Source organism: Pseudomonas sp. G.S.17, assembly GCF_038096165.1.
Taxonomy (GTDB): Bacteria; Pseudomonadota; Gammaproteobacteria; order Pseudomonadales; family Pseudomonadaceae; genus Aquipseudomonas.
The window spans coordinates 5018241-5033291 of sequence record NZ_CP151076.1; the positions used below are offsets into that span (position 1 = coordinate 5018241).

14 protein-coding genes are annotated in these 15051 nt (G+C 58.1%); 6 read left to right on the forward strand and 8 right to left on the reverse strand.

Annotation, left to right across the window (positions count from 1 at the left end):
- Positions 1-106: 106 nt before the first annotated feature.
- From pcaF to pcaR, 4 genes are all read right to left on the reverse strand, one after another.
- The gene (pcaF, locus tag AABC73_RS23330; protein WP_341521156.1) at positions 107-1309 is read right to left on the reverse strand and encodes a 3-oxoadipyl-CoA thiolase; all 1203 of its coding nucleotides are present in this window, start codon (positions 1307-1309) and stop codon (positions 107-109) included.
- Positions 1306-2088: a CoA-transferase subunit beta gene (locus tag AABC73_RS23335; protein ID WP_341524314.1), complete on the reverse strand. Its 783-nt coding sequence runs from the start codon at positions 2086-2088 to the stop codon at positions 1306-1308. Before AABC73_RS23335 ends, pcaF begins: the two co-directional genes overlap by 4 nt.
- Complete coding sequence (locus AABC73_RS23340; RefSeq protein WP_341521157.1) at positions 2085-2939, reverse strand: CoA transferase subunit A; 855 nt, start codon at positions 2937-2939, stop codon at positions 2085-2087. The genes AABC73_RS23335 and AABC73_RS23340 overlap by 4 nt, the downstream gene beginning before the upstream one ends.
- 143 nt (positions 2940-3082) lie before the next feature.
- Positions 3083-3925 (reverse strand): pca regulon transcriptional regulator PcaR, encoded by an 843-nt coding sequence (pcaR, locus tag AABC73_RS23345; RefSeq protein ID WP_331151490.1) that lies wholly within the window; start codon positions 3923-3925, stop codon positions 3083-3085.
- A gap of 859 nt (positions 3926-4784) precedes the next feature.
- On the opposite strand from pcaR, the gene AABC73_RS23350 reads away from it, so the two are divergent.
- Positions 4785-4982, forward strand: coding sequence for a hypothetical protein (locus tag AABC73_RS23350; protein WP_020293046.1), 198 nt, complete (start codon positions 4785-4787; stop codon positions 4980-4982).
- Between the two features lie 236 nt (positions 4983-5218).
- Positions 5219-6691: an inorganic phosphate transporter gene (locus AABC73_RS23355; RefSeq protein ID WP_341521158.1), complete on the forward strand. Its 1473-nt coding sequence runs from the start codon at positions 5219-5221 to the stop codon at positions 6689-6691.
- Between the two features lie 78 nt (positions 6692-6769).
- Here the strand turns inward: AABC73_RS23355 and AABC73_RS23360 are convergent, their stop codons facing one another.
- The gene (locus AABC73_RS23360; protein WP_341521159.1) at positions 6770-8260 is read right to left on the reverse strand and encodes a helicase HerA-like domain-containing protein; all 1491 of its coding nucleotides are present in this window, start codon (positions 8258-8260) and stop codon (positions 6770-6772) included.
- 486 nt (positions 8261-8746) lie between these two features.
- On the opposite strand from AABC73_RS23360, the gene AABC73_RS23365 reads away from it, so the two are divergent.
- Genes AABC73_RS23365 through AABC73_RS23375 form a run of 3 tightly spaced genes read left to right on the forward strand, consistent with a single transcriptional unit; the run spans position 8747 to position 11602 of the window.
- Complete coding sequence (locus AABC73_RS23365; RefSeq protein WP_341524315.1) at positions 8747-9838, forward strand: glycosyltransferase family 1 protein; 1092 nt, start codon at positions 8747-8749, stop codon at positions 9836-9838.
- Positions 9831-10610 carry a DUF2334 domain-containing protein gene (locus tag AABC73_RS23370; RefSeq protein ID WP_341521160.1) on the forward strand — a complete coding sequence of 260 codons (780 nt, stop codon included), beginning with the start codon at positions 9831-9833 and terminating at the stop codon, positions 10608-10610. Before AABC73_RS23365 ends, AABC73_RS23370 begins: the two co-directional genes overlap by 8 nt.
- Positions 10607-11602 (forward strand): lysylphosphatidylglycerol synthase transmembrane domain-containing protein, encoded by a 996-nt coding sequence (locus AABC73_RS23375; protein ID WP_341521161.1) that lies wholly within the window; start codon positions 10607-10609, stop codon positions 11600-11602. Before AABC73_RS23370 ends, AABC73_RS23375 begins: the two co-directional genes overlap by 4 nt.
- A gap of 1 nt (position 11603) precedes the next feature.
- Here AABC73_RS23375 and AABC73_RS23380 read toward each other — a convergent pair whose 3' ends face one another.
- Positions 11604-11780 carry a hypothetical protein gene (locus AABC73_RS23380; protein WP_341521162.1) on the reverse strand — a complete coding sequence of 59 codons (177 nt, stop codon included), beginning with the start codon at positions 11778-11780 and terminating at the stop codon, positions 11604-11606.
- 83 nt (positions 11781-11863) lie between these two features.
- Positions 11864-12715, reverse strand: coding sequence for a formyltetrahydrofolate deformylase (purU, locus tag AABC73_RS23385; RefSeq protein ID WP_341521163.1), 852 nt, complete (start codon positions 12713-12715; stop codon positions 11864-11866).
- Between the two features lie 355 nt (positions 12716-13070).
- On the opposite strand from purU, the gene mvaT reads away from it, so the two are divergent.
- Positions 13071-13451: a histone-like nucleoid-structuring protein MvaT gene (mvaT, locus tag AABC73_RS23390; protein ID WP_020293038.1), complete on the forward strand. Its 381-nt coding sequence runs from the start codon at positions 13071-13073 to the stop codon at positions 13449-13451.
- 89 nt (positions 13452-13540) lie between these two features.
- On the opposite strand, the gene sbcB is transcribed toward mvaT, so the two are convergent.
- Positions 13541-14971: an exodeoxyribonuclease I gene (gene sbcB / locus AABC73_RS23395; protein WP_341521164.1), complete on the reverse strand. Its 1431-nt coding sequence runs from the start codon at positions 14969-14971 to the stop codon at positions 13541-13543.
- Positions 14972-15051 lie beyond the last annotated feature (80 nt).

Here is a 15051-nt window from a genome sequence, read left to right on the forward strand (position 1 = left end):
CTACGGTCGTAGTAAGCGCTGCACAAAAACAATCACCCAAGCCGTCGATTTGCCTTTTCGTGGAGGCAGTCGACGACTCGGGTGAGTGTGATTTACGGGTGTAGCGTTACCGCTCGATCGCCAGTGCAAGGCCCTGCCCTACTCCGACACACATGGTCGCCAAGGCTCGGCGGCCGCCGCTTTTTTCCAATTGATGCAAGGCTGTCAGCACCAGGCGCGCACCGCTCATGCCCAGCGGATGGCCCAGGGCAATGGCGCCGCCGTTAGGATTGACCTGCGGCGCATCGTCGGCCAGACCCAACTCGCGCAACACCGCCAAACCCTGGCTGGCGAAGGCTTCGTTGAGTTCGATCACATCGAAATCCGCCACTGCCAGACCCAGGCGCTCCACCAGTTTGCGTACTGCTGGCACCGGGCCGATACCCATGACGCGTGGCGCAACACCGGCGCTGGCCATGCCAAGAATCCGTGCGCGCGGGGTTAGCCCGTGTTTTTTGACCGCATCGGCGGAAGCCAGAATCAGCGCTGCGGCGCCATCGTTGACGCCTGAAGCGTTGCCAGCGGTGACGGTCTTGTCAGGACCATTGACCGGCTTGAGCTTGCTCAGGGTTTCCAGGCTGGTGTCAGCACGAGGATGTTCATCCTGCTCGACCACCGTTTCGCCCTTCTTGTGCGCCACGCGTACCGCAACGATTTCCTCTTTGAAAAAGCCCGCAGCCTGGGCAGCGGCAGTGCGCTGCTGGCTGCGCAGGGCGAAAGCGTCCTGATCGGCTCGAGAAATCTTGAAATCATCGGCGACGTTATCGCCGGTTTGTGGCATCGAATCGACACCGTACTGCGCCTTCATCAGCGGATTGACGAAGCGCCAGCCGATGGTGGTGTCTTCCAGCTTCATGTTGCGCGAATACGCCGCATCGGCCTTGCCCATGACAAAGGGCGCGCGGGACATGGATTCGACGCCGCCAGCAATCGCCAGCTCCATCTCGCCAGCCGCAATGGCGCGAAACGCCGTACCGATGGCATCCATCCCCGAAGCGCAGAGCCGGTTGAGGGTCACGCCGGGAATCGTCTCGGGCAAGCCCGCCAATAACGCCGCCATGCGCGCGACGTTGCGGTTGTCTTCGCCCGCCTGGTTGGCGCAGCCGAAGAACACTTCGTCGACTTCGTTCCAGTTCACCGAAGGATTGCGCTCCATCAGCGCCTTGATCGGCACGGCGGCCAGATCGTCGGCGCGCACGCTGGCCAAGCCGCCGCCGAAGCGACCAATCGGGGTTCGAATCGCATCACAGATAAAGACATCACGCATCACGCTTCTCCCGGCGCCTGGCCGTGAGCGGCAGCGGTTCGCGCTTCCAGATCACGCAGGGCAGTCAATTCAATATCAGTCGGGTCAGCGGAAAACTCGACCTTCTCGGCAAAGCGCACTTCCCAACCCGTGGCGGCAATCACCTGTTCGCGGGTCACGCCCGGATGCAGCGTGGTGACGACAAATTCGTTGGTGTCCGCTTCAGGTTCCATGATGCACAGATCGGTGATGATCCCCACCGGCCCGGCGCCCGGCAAGCCCAGCCGTTTGCGCGAGTCGCCGCCTTCGCCGTGGCCGACCGAGGTCATGAAGTCGAGCTTATTGACGAACGCCCGGGCCGACTGCTTGAGGATGATCAACACCTGTTTGGCGGAACCGGCGATTTCCGGCGCGCCACCGGCACCCGGCAAACGCACTTTGGGATGGTGATAATCGCCGACGACCGTGGTGTTGATATTGCCGAAACGGTCGACTTGCGCGGCGCCGAGGAAGCCGACGTCGACCCGGCCGCCTTGCAGCCAGTAGCGGAATATTTCGCTGGTGGAAACTACCGTGTCGGCGGTTTCGGCCAGCTCGCCATCGCCAATCGACAGTGGCAATACCGAAGGTTTGGCGCCAATCGGGCCGGATTCGTAAATCAGCACCACGTCCGGCGAGGACGTCAGGCGTGCCAGGTTGGCCGCCTTGGAAGGCAGGCCGATGCCGACGAAGCAGACCGCGCCGTTGCGCAAGCGACGTGCGGCGGCAATGGTCATCATTTCATTGGTGGAGTAGTTCATTATTTTGCCTCCGGTGCGGCCAGCTTTTGCTGAAATTCGCTGAATTCAGCGGTGCCCAGGATGTATTCGTCGATCCAGGCCGTGAAGCTCGCGCGGTCGCGGGCAATCGCGTCCCAGGCCTGGTAGAAACGGTTGTCGCGCTCGTAGTAACCGTGGGCATAAGACGGATGTGCGCCGCCCGGCACCAGGCATACCGCGCTCAAGGCCCAGGTCGGCAGGACGCAGGCATTCATCGGTGCTTGCAAGTCATCGACGATTTCTTCGACGGTCACGATGCAACGCTTGGCAGCCAATGCGGCTTCTTTCTGCACACCAAGAATGCCCCACAGCAGCACGTTGCCTTTGCGGTCGGCTTTCTGCGCGTGAATCACAGTTACATCGGGACGCACAGCAGGCACCGCAGCGAGCACTTCGCCGGTGAATGGGCAGGTGACGGTCTTGATCAGCGGGTTGACCTTGGGCAGATCGGAGCCGGCGTAGGCGCGCAGCACGGCAAACGGCAACCCGGACGCACCGGCGACGTAAGCATTGGCCAGGTCGGCGTGGCTGTGTTCTTCGATCTCGAGCGAATGCGGCCACTGCTTTTCGACGGCATCACGCAGGCGGTGCAGCGAGCCAACACCAGGATTGCCGCCCCAGGAAAAGATCAGGCGCTTGGCGCAACCGGCGCCGATCAACTGGTCGTAGATCAGGTCCGGCGTCATGCGTACCAGGGTCAGGTCTTTTTTGCCCTGACGGATGATTTCGTGGCCAGCCGCGGTTGGGATCAGATGGGTGAAGCCTTCCAGCGCAACGGTGTCGCCATCGTTGACGAATTGCTTCACGGCGTCGCGTAGAGAAAGTATTTCAGCCATGAGGGTGCTCCCGAACTCAAATCTTGTCATTGGACAGCGCAAGACTTCTGCGCTGGAATGGAAGTGAGGTTATGCCGGGCTACCCAGGCAAACAATCCGATAATCGACTAAGTGTTCGTTAATCGCACAAAATCAGATTCAGCTCAGGTAAACAGCTGGGTGCTCAGATCCCGACTGGCGTCCAGCATGATTGGCAGGAAACGCTGTTCCAGATCGCTGCGTGCGACCCGCCCGGCGCTGGTGCTGACATTGAGCGCGGCCAATACCTGACCCGACGCGTCGTAAACCGGCACGGCAATGGAACGCAGGCCTTGTTCCAGCTCCTGATCGACAATGCACCAACCTTGCTGGCGAACTTGCTGCAGGCATTCGAGCAATTCCTGTTGCGTGCGAATGGTGCGGCTGGTCTTGGGCTGCATATCCACATGATCCAGGTACTCGTGCAGGGAAACATCATCCAGCGCTGCCAGCAGGATCCGGCCCATGGAAGTGCAATACGCCGGCAGCCGACCGCCCACCGCCAGGTCCACAGAAATCAACCGCTGGGTAGTTGCCGAGCGCGCGATGTAAAGAATGTCGTCGCCTTCAAGGGTCGCCATGTTGCACGCCTCGTGCAGCAGATCGCTCATGCGATCCAGATACGGCTGGGAAGAAACCGCCAGCGGCGTCGACGACAAGTAGGCATGACCCAGAGTCAGCACCTTGGGCAGCAATGAATAGGTACGCCCGTCCGTTGTCGCGTAGCCGAGTTTGATCAGGGTTAATAAACAGCGGCGTACGGCAGCGCGGGGAATTTCCGTGCGGTGGCTGATCTGGGCGATGGTCAAATGGCGTTTACGCTCCTGAAATGCATGGATCACCGCCAGCCCACGCGCCAGCGAAGTCATGAAATCCGGATCGCCGGTAAAAGCCTGAATGCGCTTGGCGGGCGATGCCACGATCGGTGGCGCCAGCGAGGCGAAAGAATTACGCAGTTCGTCGTTCATCGTCGTTACCTTCACCCATAGCCTTTCAGGCCTTATATACCGCCACTTTCAAGGGTTTTGGGACCCGCAGCCCTTAACACTTTGGGCGATTATCGAACAACTGGCCGATAATCGCAATTGACCCGCTGCGAAGATACTTATACCTTTCACCTGCCAATAAGTGGCTTCTTGGAAATACTGGTCAGGTACCCACTGAGAAGTCCTAGGCGCGGCCTTGCCCACTAAGCAAGGCCGTTTTTATTTCTGCGTATTGATAGCTCAAGGCCATTTCCCTCCGTCACGCCATCCCTTCACACAGCAAAACAGGCAATGCAGTTCATGCTTTGGCAAAGAAGAATGCGTCAGAATTTTGGCCGATTGCGTCAATATCACGTGTATGAAAGTTTCGTCATATTCATCACCCACCGAAACTTCGGAACAGTCGTACAGAAAATTCGCCTTTAATGAAGTCGTCGGTAACTCAACCCTCACATATAGTTGACGAGACTGAAGTTCTTGGAGATAGTGTCAGTCAATTGGCTGGCAATAACGATTCGCAGTGAATGCAAGGCGCACCGCCGTGCACGGTTCTCATACCTGAACCACTGCACTGCAGCGGTGCATCGCTTCTTATCATGCGAAATGAAAACTGCCGCCAATACAGCTATCGCGTTTACAACTTGACCTTGTCGCTACGACAGTGCTGTTTCTGGTGTCCGTAGCCGCGAGCGGCAAGAAGACGTTCAGCTTCATGTTCCAGGTCCCAAGGTATCTGTCTGGCCGGTCGGCCATTGCAGCCTCGTACGTTGGGATGATCATGTTCGAACACTTCTTCGCTCGCGATATCACCAGAGTTAACTCAACTTAATCAGGTAATACAGTGACGAAAGATGAACTGCGCGCGGAACTTGAGCGCAAGGAACAACGCTTCAAGGATGTTTACGGCGGGGAAATCACCACCTACGCCGCGCAACCAGAGCCAGAACGCAAGCCTTGGCGCAAAAAAGCCAGTCTGCTGGATCAGGCGTTCAAGCAAGAATTACAGAAGATGGAAAGCGACCTGAAAGAAGAGCTCTGACACCTTCGATTCCCCGGCGTGTGGCGTTTGGCGGACTCGGTCGACCTCTTCAAGGCAATTGTGTCTCAGGGTTGCATTCATGAAACAAGTGCATTACTGCTTCCCCGACCAACTCAGGGGCGGGGTATTTATGCACTGATTTTCAGTGTCTGGCGATACCAGTGAGCGGCTGACACATCGATCAGTATTTTTTCTGTCATAATCCCGCCCCCTTCAGACCGGGTCAGAAAACCTTCATGATCGATTTATTCAGCGGGCTAGATGCTTGGGTACTTGTGAGCTTGCTGCTCGCCCTGGCTTTCGTCCTCACCTTCGAGTTCATCAATGGCTTTCATGACACCGCCAACGCGGTGGCGACAGTCATTTACACCAAAGCCATGCCGCCTCATCTGGCAGTGTTCTTCTCCGGTGTGTTCAACTTTCTCGGCGTGTTGCTGGGAGGGGTCGGCGTGGCGTATGCCATCGTTCACCTGTTGCCGGTCGAGTTGTTGATCAACGTGAACACCGGCCATGGCCTTGCCATGGTGTTCTCACTGCTGGCAGCGGCCATCACGTGGAATCTCGGCACCTGGTACTTCGGTATTCCGGCGTCCAGTTCGCACACACTGATCGGTTCCATCCTCGGTGTGGGCCTGGCGAACGCGTTGATCAACGACATCCCGTTGGCCGATGGCGTGAACTGGCAGAAAGCAATCGATATCGGCGCTTCGCTGGTGTTCTCGCCGCTGGCCGGCTTCCTCGTCGCCGCATTGGTGCTGATCGGACTGAAATGGTGGCGTCCGCAATCGAAGATGCACAAGACGCCGGACCAGCGCCGCAAGCTCGATGACAAAAAACATCCGCCCTTCTGGAATCGCCTGGTACTGGTGATTTCCGCCATGGCGGTGAGCTTCGTGCATGGCTCCAACGATGGCCAGAAAGGCATCGGCCTGATCATGCTGGTGCTGATTGGTATCGTGCCTAGCCAGTTCGTCTTGGACTTGAGCACCACCACGTACCAGATCGAACGTACTCGCGATGCGACCCTGCACCTGAGTCAGTTCTATAACCGCAATAGCGAGACCCTAGGCGAGTTCCTGGCCTTGGGTAAAGCAGAGAAAGGTGATCTGCCGGCCAGTTCAAGCTGCAACCCGGATCAGACCGAACCGACCATCGACGCCCTGCTCGATACATTGAAAGGTGTTTCCGATTATCACGCGCTGCCGGCCGAACGCCGCATCGAAGTGCGTCGTTACCTGCTTTGCCTGGACGACACTGCTCGCAAGGTTGCCAAACTGCCAACTCTGGGCGCACGTGAAAAATCCGATCTGGACAAGCTGCGTAAAGACCTGACGGTCACCACCGAGTACGCGCCGTTCTGGGTGATTCTGGCGGTCGCGCTGGCACTGGGTCTCGGCACCATGGTCGGCTGGAAGCGTGTGGTTCTGACTATTGGCGAGAAGATCGGCAAACAAGGCATGACTTACGCTCAAGGCATGTCGGCGCAGATCACCACCGCCAGCGCGATCGCCCTGGCTAACGTGTTCAGCCTGCCGGTTTCCACGACGCATATTCTGTCGTCGGGCGTGGCCGGGACCATGGTCGCGAACAAAAGTGGCCTGCAAGGCGGCACGGTACGCAATATCCTGCTGGCCTGGGTGCTGACCCTGCCGGCGACGGTCGGACTGTCGGCCGGTTTATTCTGGCTCGCCTCCAAAGTTCTGGCTTGACCTCTATTGAGTAAGTGAGCAGCGCCAGCGCGGGCAATCCGCGATGGCGCTACTCCTGACTCAAAGCCGCTTGCTGATTCAACGGCGTTTTTTTGCCCCGCCCAGCAACGACCCCATCAAACCACGCACCAACTGCCGGCCCAGCTGATTGGCGGCTTGGCGCACCGCGCTTTTCATGGCCTGCCCTGCCACGCCGCCCAGCCATTCGCCCGCCATGTCGCCGAAGCTATCCTGCTCCTTCGCGCTTTTTTCAGGCACCTGGGTTTCGTCAAGCGTCGCAATCTTGCGGGCGATCAACATTTCATAAGCGGACTCACGATCCACAGGCTTGTCATAACGACCGACGAAGGGTGACTGAGCGATCAGGCTCGCCCGCTCGCCTGCGCTCAGCGGCCCGATGCGCGATTGGGGCGGCGCGACCAGCACCCGCTGGACCATGGCGGGCGTACCTTTGGCCTGCAAAGTGCCAACCAGCGCCTCACCGATGCCCAGTTCGGTCAGCACCGCCAGGGTGTCGATATCGGGATTGGGCCTGAAGCCGTCGGCCACCGCGCGCAGGGACTTTTGTTCTTTGGCAGTGAACGCGCGCAAGCCGTGCTGGATACGCAGGCCCAGTTGTGCCAGCACATCATCCGGCAGGTCGCCCGGAGACTGCGTGACAAAGTACACGCCGACACCCTTGGAACGAATCAGCCGCACCACTTGCTCGAGCCGTTCCTGCAACGCCTTGGGCGTGTCGGCGAACAGCAGATGCGCCTCATCGAAGAACAGCGCCAACAGCGGTTTGTCGGCATCGCCGCGCTCCGGCAATTGTTCGAACAGCTCGGCCAGCAACCACAGCAGGAACGTCGCATATACCTTCGGCGCTTCGTGCACCAGACGGCTGGCGTCCAGCAGATGAATGCGCCCGCGCCCGTCTCGGGCCGGTTGCAGAATATCTTCCAGTTGCAGCGCGGGCTCGCCGAACAAGGCTTCGGCACCTTGCTGCTCCAGAATGGCCAGACGCCGCTGCAAGGCCTGGCTCGATCCGGTAGTCATCAGTGAGCTGTCTTCGCCGAGCAACTGCGGGTTGTCGCGCAGATGATTGAGCAGCGCCTTGAGGTCCTTGATGTCGAGCAGCAACAGCCCTTCCTGGTCGGCCACCTTGAACGCCGCGTACAACGCCGACTGCTGGCTGTCGGTCAGTTCCAGAAGACTGCCCAACAGCAGCGGCCCCATTTCCGTCAAGGTGGTGCGCAACGGATGACCGCTCTGGCCGTGGATATCCCACAACGTGACGGGATAAGCCTGCGGCGTGTGATTCAACCAGGGCATGCCGGCGATTCGCTCGGCAATCTTGCCCTGCGGCTCTCCGGTTGCGCCCAACCCGCAAAGATCACCTTTTATGTCTGCGGCAAACACGGCAATGCCCGCATCACTGAAGGCTTCCGCCAGACGCTGCAAAGTTACCGTTTTACCGGTACCGGTCGCGCCAGCCACCAGGCCATGTCGGTTCGCCAGACGTATATCCTGGGTTACCGGTTGCCCATCGAGATTGGCGCCAATAACAAACTGCTGAGATTCGGGCATTTCGTCACCTGTCTTTAAACTTTGTATCTGAGGGATCGATAGGTTTGATAACACCCAAAGACCTGGAAATTTGTCGGATTTTTCTTAAAGGAGTGAGAGAAAGTATTGACCATTTTTCGTGATACTCCCGTCCAGGCAGTCGCCCGACACGCGCCCGGTACGGAATAAACCTTAGCGGACCTGCCTGCAACGTTATGCGATTCGAGATGACCCGAACAATTTTCTTCAGGAAATGAGCAACAGCACTGCCGGACAACAGGCCGCTCGCCTGAAGCATCTGGTCGGCAGCTTCCGTATCTAATCCGAACAGCCCCCGCTGTTACCGCCGCGTCCACCTGAGGCACGGCGCCCTCCCCTAAGCTTTGCCGCGTCTGTTGCCACGATGCCAGCCGCCACGTTGCGCCGAACAACTATTCTTGTCAGTGGTCAACGTTTAGGACGACGACACACCGGAGGAATGTTCACGTGCATATCGCTGACATGACCATGTTCTACGCCCCAGCCAGCGGTGGCGTTCGCACCTACCTTGACGCCAAGCATCGTCGTCTGGGCCTGCGGCCTGGCGTTCGGCACAGCCTGCTGGTGCCCGGCCCCGGTTTCAGTCACCGAGACGGCATCTATAAAGTACCCGCTCCCGCCCTGCCCTTCGGCAACGGCTACCGTTTTCCATTACGGGTCGCACCCTGGCGAAATGTCCTGCAAGCCTTGAAGCCGGATCTGATCGAAGTCGGTGATCCCTATCTCACTGCCTGGGCGGCACTGGACGCACGCCGTCAACTGGATGTGCCGGTAATCGGCTTCTATCATTCCGACCTGCCGCTATTGGTGAGCAATCGCGTCGGCAGTTGGCTGGGGACCAACGTCGAAGCTTATGTCAGCAAGCTGTATGGCAATTTTGATCGGGTGCTGGCACCCAGCAAAGTCATGGCCGACAAGCTGGTCAGCCTGGGTGTCGAGAATGTCTACGTGCAGCCGCTCGGCGTGGATCTGGTCACATTCAATCCAGGGTTGCGCGATCCCGCGTTAAAGGCAGAACTTGGCCTCAGCGAAGAGACGCGCCTGCTGATCTTTGCCGGACGTGGCTCCAAAGAGAAAAATCTGCCGGTACTGCTCGACTGCATGAAGCGGCTGGGCGCGGGTTATCACCTGTTGCTGGTCGGGTCGCACATGCCCACCCAGGTGCCGGATAACGTTTCCGTGATCGGCCATTTCTGCGCCGCCTCAGAAGTCGCGCGGCTGTTGGCCAGCGCTGACGCGCTCATTCATGCAGGTGATCAGGAAACCTTCGGCCTGGTGGTCCTCGAAGCGATGGCCAGCGGCATTCCCGTGGTGGCCGTGGCAGCCGGGGCATTCACCGAGATTCTGCCCCGGGAATGCGGCTTGCTCTGCCAACCCAACAATCCGCAGGCGATGGCCAGCGCAGTGCGTGAGTTGTTCGCCACAAATCCTGCAAAAAAAGGCCAGGCAGCCCGGCAACATGTGAGTGAGCGCTACAGCTGGGATATCGTCGTCAGCGGCCTGCTCGAACACTATCAAGCGGTGCTTGACTGCCGCACTCCGGCGCTTGCTCATGGTTGACTTCAATGCAGACGAGCGCAGTGTGCTCTTGGTTCTACATGACGTAGCGCCAGAAACCTGGCCGGATTATCGGTCCTTTGTTGCAGCGGTGGACGCCTTGGGCACAATCCCCATGACCTTGCTGGTGGTGCCGGATTTCCACAAGCGTAACCCGATTATTGATGACCTGAAGTTTCAGAACCTGCTGCAGCAACGACTGAGCCGGGGCGACGAATTGGCCTTGCACGGTTACTATCATTGCGACGACGGCCCACCGGCGCGTACGCCACGGGACTATTTCATGCGGCGCATCTACACCTGGGAAGGCGAGTTTTATGCACTTGATCAAGCCCAGGCCATGGGCCGAATCGAATCGGGTATCGAACTGTTCCAACGCCACGGCTGGCCGCTGCATGGGTTTGTCGCGCCGGCCTGGCTGATCAGTGACGGCACTCGCCGCGCGCTGTCACAACTACCGCTGGACTACACGAGCGATCCGCAACATCTGTATCGTCTACCGGATTTTTCCCGGATCGACGCACCGGGTATCGTCTGGAGCGCTCGCAGCCCCTGGCGACGCGGCCTGTCGAAACTCATCAGCGATCATCGTGAAGCGCAATTGCAGGATGCTGCGACGATTCGCCTGGGCCTGCACCCTGTGGACATGCGTCACGACTATTCACGCAACTATTGGCTGCAACTATTGAAACGACTTATCGAAAGCGGCAGACAACCCATGACCAAAGCAAACTGGTTGAGGAAACAGGCGCACGTGCTGAGGTCGGCAGCATGAAGCGAATCCTCTGGCTTGGCGCGGGTTTGCTGGTAGCAATCGTGATTCCCTTCGTGCTCGGCGGCGCAGACATGTTTCACCGCCTGGGCAGTTTTCCCTTCGCCCTCCTGCTGGGCATGTTCGGCATGATCATCGTGTGCTGGTGCCTGAACACCATGCGCCTGCGCTTGCTGTTGGGCGAAAGCAGCAGTGCGGTTAGCGTGCCGCGAAGCCTGGGCGTGGTAATGGCCGCCGAATTTGCCTATTGCGCCACACCCGGCGGCAGCGGCGGACCTTTGACCCTGATGGCGGTACTTTCGCGCAATGGCGTCGGCGCGGCGAAAAGCAGCGCGGTGTTTGCCACCGATCAGCTCAGCGACCTGCTGTTCTTCCTGCTGGCACTGGTGGCCATCATGTTTTACGCCGTGTTTCATCACCTGGGCGAGCGCATGGAGTGGATGCTGACGGTCAGCGGCATTCTGGTTGTCGGTGGCTTATGCCTGTGCGCGGGCTTCGGCCACTTTCATCGGCAGGTCATCCGATTCAACGGGCGATTGCTCAAGCGGCTCAATACCAAAGCCACCACCCGCCGACGATGGGCGCGCAAACTCCTGCATTTCCGGAATGCGCTGGCCGACACCCTGAAAATGCCGGGTAAAAGGCTGGCGGGCGTTTTCCTGCTGACCTGCATGCATTGGGGGCTGCGCTACAGCGTGCTGTATCTGGCGTTGCGCGGACTTGGCGTAGATGTGGAATGGGCATGGAGTTTTCTGATCCAGATGCTTTCCCTGAGCGCCGGACAGTTCAGCCTGCTGCCTGGTGGCGCGGGCGCAGCCGAGTTGACCTCGGCGGCATTGCTGGCGCCAATCGTGGGCAAGTCCACGGCAGCCGCGGCGATTCTGATCTGGCGCGCCGTGACCTATTACTTCTATCTGGTGGTGGGCGGCCCGGTCTTTTTATTGATGGTTGGCCGGCCATTGCTGAACAAGCTGATGCGCCTGCGGGAAGCGTAATTCAGCTGTTCTGGTCAGCTTCATCCGAAATTTTCTGCAAATCCTGCCAAAGTTCGGCGGCACCTTCGAAGTCGGTGCCGTCTTCTGGCGACAACGCATCCGGGTCGTAGCGGCTCAGGCAGCCCTCGCCCAGGGTCGGGGGCGCTGTTGAAGTGGCTTTATCAAGAGGATCAGTCACGCGCTTCATACCTCGCTGTCACGTCAGCGTCCGACTGCTGCCTGCCTGTCTGCATACAGCCAGCCGGATCGTTGGCGTACAGATTAGTCGAAGACGACAGTCTTGTTGTTGTGCACCAGCACGCGGTCTTCCAGGTGATAGCGCAGGCCACGGGCCAGAACCATCTTTTCCACATCGCGGCCGTAACGCACCATGTTTTCAATGCTGTCGCTGTGGCTGACACGAACCACGTCCTGTTCGATGATCGGCCCGGCATCCAGCTCTTCAGTCACATAGTGGCAAGTTGCGCCAATCAGCTTCACGCCCCGCAGCGAAGCCTGGTGATAAGGCTTGGCGCCGACGAACGAAGGCAGGAAGCTGTGGTGAATGTTGATCACCTGATGCGCGTATTCGCGGCACAGCTGAGGCGGAAGGATTTGCATGTAACGCGCCAGGACGACGACATCGGCCTGATGATGAGCCACCAGACGCGACACCTCGGCGAACGCCGGTTCCTTGTCTGCCGGATCAACCGGCACATGGTAATAAGGAATGTCGTGCCACTCGACCATGCTGCGCAAATCCTGGTGATTGGAGATCACCGCCGATATTTCGCAGTCGAGTTCATCGCTGTGCCAGCGGTGCAGCAAATCCGCCAGACAGTGCGACTCGCGGCTTGCCATCAACACCACACGCTTCTTCTGCGCTGAATCGGTGATACGCCAGTCCATGGAAAACTCTTCGGCGATGGGCGTGAAAGCCTCGCGGAAAGCTTCCAGCTCGAACGGCAAGGTATCGGCCCGAATCTCGTGACGCATGAAGAACCAGCCATTGAGGTTGTCCGAGTGATGACTCGCTTCGGTGATCCAGCCGTTATAGGACGCCAGAAAGTTACTGACTTTGGCAACGATGCCGACACGGTCCGGACAAGCTATCACCAGACGAAAAGTGCGCATTTGAAAAAACTCCAGAACTTCGCAAAGGTCGCCATTCTAGCGACTGCGCGACAAAACTGCAGTATTCCTGTTGACTGATTCGTGGCCTGGCTGCGCGTTCGCGTCCCGTCAGCATCCGCCTTACTCAATCCCGCCGCCGGACATGATGCCCGGCTGATCATTGGCTGCGTTAACAGCGTTATAGCGAGCATCTTTACTGCGGCGGCAGCTCCCCTCTAGTTTTATGACGCTGTAGGAAACGTGTATATTTCTAAATAATTCAAATAAAACTTTTCTTTAATGTTTACTTGATCAAAGCGCGTGACTATTATTGCGTCACTGTCTCCCTGCCACCTGACAACATAAGGTATCCCTCATGTCCTTGATCAACGAATACCGCGCCACAGAAGAAGCCATCAAAGAACTGCAAGCCCGTTTGAAGAATCTGTCCCAAGACGACAAACTGCAAACCGAGCTGGAATTCGAAGGCAAACTGCGCACGCTGATGGGCGAATATCAAAAATCGCTGCGTGACATCATTGCTCTGCTGGATCCGGATGCCAAAGTTGGCAAGTCCCCACGCGGCGCAGCGGTAAAAACTACCGGCACCAAGCGTGCTCGCAAGGTCAAGCAATATAAAAACCCGCACAATGGCGAAGTCATTGAAACCAAAGGTGGCAACCACAAAACTCTGAAAGAGTGGAAAGCCAAGTGGGGCGGTGACGAGGTTGAGAGCTGGGCAACCCTGCTGGGCTAAGCCCAAAGCAGGTCGCCTTGTTTCGCGACCCTTCAAAAACGCCAGTCATCTGGCGTTTTTTATTGCCTGTAATAAAGTGTTTCGATTTATCAAAGGTCCAGCCGCTGGCGTAACTGCGCTACATAATCCTGCCATTGGCTCAATACCTTGAGCTGTTCAGGTGTGGCACTAAGGGTCAATTCGGCGAGTGACGTTGTAAAACCTTGTAAGGTATTAGGAGCCCCGTATTCCGCTGCCTGCAAGCGATCCTGACAAAATTTACGCCAGCGCTGTTGCTCCTCGCTGCTCAGGGTGTGCGGGAAGTTACGGGCTCGGTAGCGGAATAACAACTCAGGCAACCGCAGGTCATCGAAAGGCCACGACTCGGCCGCCAACTGTTCCGGCTCGGCGGTGCGTACTTGTTCGCAAAGCCGGCGATCCCGATCACCAATAAAACCGTCATACAGTTGCTGCTCGGGATCCTGGCTTGCAGCAAAATCATCACGCCCGTAAACCGCCTTGAGTTTTTCCTGCCAGACATTCTTCGTGTCTTGAAGCTCGCGGGCTCGCGCATGCAAAGCGGGCATATCCAATTGTAAGCGCTGCTGATCTTCGGCACGCAGCACCTTTAAAGGTGCGACTACCGGGCAACGATTTATATGCAGCAATTTGAGCGGTACCGGCAGCTCGCCATCGGCCAGATCTTCGCGCCGGGTATATAACCGCTGACGCAATATTTCCGGGTCTTGCTCCAGTAACGGTGAAGGGTCCAGATGTAAATCGCAGACAATCAGTGCATTGCGATTCTGCGGATGCCACGCCAGCGGAATCACCACACCCAAATAATGCCGGGCAGCGGAAAATCTTCCGGAAATGTGAACCAGCGGCTCCAGCAGGCGAATCTGCTCCTGGACTTTCTGCTTACTGCGCAACTGGAAAAGATAGTCATAAAGCCGAGGTTGTTTTTCCCGAATCAAGCGGGCCAGACCAATAGTGGCGCGCACATCGGATAACGCATCGTGGGCATGTCCGTGGTCAATGCCGTTGGCGGCGGTCAGACGCTCAAGTTTGAGCGTCACACGGCCATCTTCCTCGGGCCAGACAATGCCGTCCGGACGCAATGCGTAAGCAGCACGCACCACATCAATAAGATCCCAGCGGCTGTTACCGCCCTGCCATTCACGGGCGTAAGGGTCGAAGAAGTTGCGATACAGGCTGTAGCGGGTGATTTCATCATCGAAACGCAAGGTGTTGTAACCCGCGCCGCAGGTGCCGGGGGCGGACAGCTCGGCATGCACCCGCGTCATGAAATCGGCCTCTCCCAGACCACTTTCAGCCAGTCGGGCCGGCGTGATTCCGGTAATCATGCACGCCGCAGGATGAGGCAGGATATCGTCACTGGGCTGACAATAAAGATTGACCGGCCCGGCAATTTCATTGAGATCGGCATCCGTTCGGATACCCGCCACCTGAAGTGCGCGGTCATTGCGCGGATTGATGCCGGTGGTTTCGTAGTCGTACCAGAATATGCTGGAGGTCACGGGCTGATCCTGAACTATAGATCGGCAAAGTGTAGGACTTCCCATAGGCAAAACGCGAATTAGAGATAATTCGTTGCACA